Here is a 1,825-nt window from a genome sequence, read left to right as displayed (position 1 = left end):
ATTAATATAACGTAACTGAATATTTCAGGGTGGTTGGTTGCTATCCTTTCTCTTTCATTTTATGGAGAAAGGAGGTGATCGCATGGAAATACTTTTCATAATAGCAATTGAAATTTTAAAAGTAATTGCTAGAGAAGTCGCTGTGTTTTTTGCAAAACGAGTAGGTAAATACCTATCAACGTCTTGGAAGAAAGCACAAAAAAAGCGACGAAAAACGAAAAGAACCACCCACAATGTGAACTGGACCCGAAAAGTTAGACATATATTTAAGCAGCTAATAAGGATTGAATTCTGTATTTTACAGGAGGCAATCCTTTTAATTTTGCCTTAATCCTTTTATTATTGTAATAATAAATATAATTCTCTAGTTCTTCCCTAAAGTGTTCCATACTTTCAAAATCTTTAAGATAAAGTAATTCAGATTTTAATAAGCCAAAGAAATTTTCAATGACTGCATTATCTAAGCAATTTCCCTTACGGGACATACTTTGAGTTATATTATTTTCTCTTAAAATATATTGATATCTATCCATTTGATAGTGCCAACCTTGATCTGAATGAAGGATAGGAGTATCTTCTTTATCCAAGCATTTTAAAGCCTTATCTAACATCCTTTCGACTAGAAGGAATGTAGGGCGTTTCTCAATATTATAGGAAATAATCTCACCATTAAACAAGTCTAGAATAGGAGATAGGTAGAGTTTTTCACCAAACAAATGAACTTCAGTAACATCTGTAACCCACTTTTCATTAGGCTTAGAGGCCTTGAAATCACGCTTCAAGACATTTGGCGCTACCTTCCCAACCTTCCCGCGATAAGAGCGGTATTTAGTGATTCTTACCAACGATTTTAACCCTAATTGATTCATTAAGCGAAGGACGGTTTTGTGGTTAATGGTATAGCCCTGATTACGTAATTCAAGTGTGATACGCCTATAGCCATATCGCCCTTGGTGTTCCTGAAAAATCTGCTTAATACTTTCTTTAACCTCGTTATATTTATCTTCACGACTCATTTGTTTCACCCAGTAATAATATGTACTACGAGCCATTTCAGCCGCTTTAATCAAGTCGATAATTTTATATTCATGCCTTAACTCATATATTATGTGTGCTTTGTCTTTTTCAGAGATTGTTGTTTTTGTTGAATTAAGGCGTGTAACTTTTTTAAATAAGCATTTTCCATGCGTAAGTATTCAATTTCTTTTTGTAAATCATTTTGAGAGTTAATATTTTGTTTTTTCTTAGGTGCAATAGCCTGTTTCTTCTTCACAGTGGAGTACCCCTTACTTGTTTTACGAAGAGCATCTATCCCCTGTGATTCTAGCATTGATCGCCACTTCCTAACGGTACGAGGAGATGGAACGTTGAACATAGCGGCCGCTTGTAGGGGCGAAGCTCCTGTATTGTTCATAAAATTCAATACTTCCATTTTAAACTGAATGTCATACCTTGTACATTTAGAGTTTAAGGACTCTATTCCTTGTTCTCTAGTACGTGCCACCCACTCTTTTAATAACGATATACTGACTTGATATTTTTTGGCAGTCACTTTAAAAGAATCATTTGTATTTAAATAATGTTCAACGGCATTTCTTTTTAATTCGAATTTATATTTTCTAGACATAATAAAACCGCACCTCCAATTGTTAGTTATTTGTCTAACAAATTGGGTGCGGTTCAAATGCCTGCAAGCGTGTGAAGGGCGGTTCTAAGAAAAAATAAACTTTTTAGCAACTAGCCACCTTGCGGTAACAGTTACATAAGGCGAGATGTTGGAGCATCTCGTCTTCTTTAGTTTATGCAAAAACTATTGTTATAATAC

General features: G+C 34.5%; 1 protein-coding gene. It reads right to left on the bottom strand.

Annotated features, from left to right (window positions below):
- Window positions 1-266: 266 nt before the first annotated feature.
- A protein-coding gene (locus FOT98_RS31150) for an IS3-like element ISBce15 family transposase (RefSeq protein ID WP_085963576.1) occupies window positions 267-1,627 on the bottom strand; the annotation gives its coding sequence in 2 pieces (ribosomal slippage) (window positions 267-1,171 and window positions 1,171-1,627; 1,362 coding nt in all).
- Window positions 1,628-1,825 lie beyond the last annotated feature (198 nt).

It is taken from the genome of Bacillus sp. HY001 (assembly GCF_007558965.1).
Lineage (GTDB): Bacteria > Bacillota > Bacilli > Bacillales > Bacillaceae_G > Bacillus_A > Bacillus_A mobilis.
Note: the sequence above shows the minus strand (reverse complement) of the source record. Positions and strands in the feature narration are given on the sequence as shown.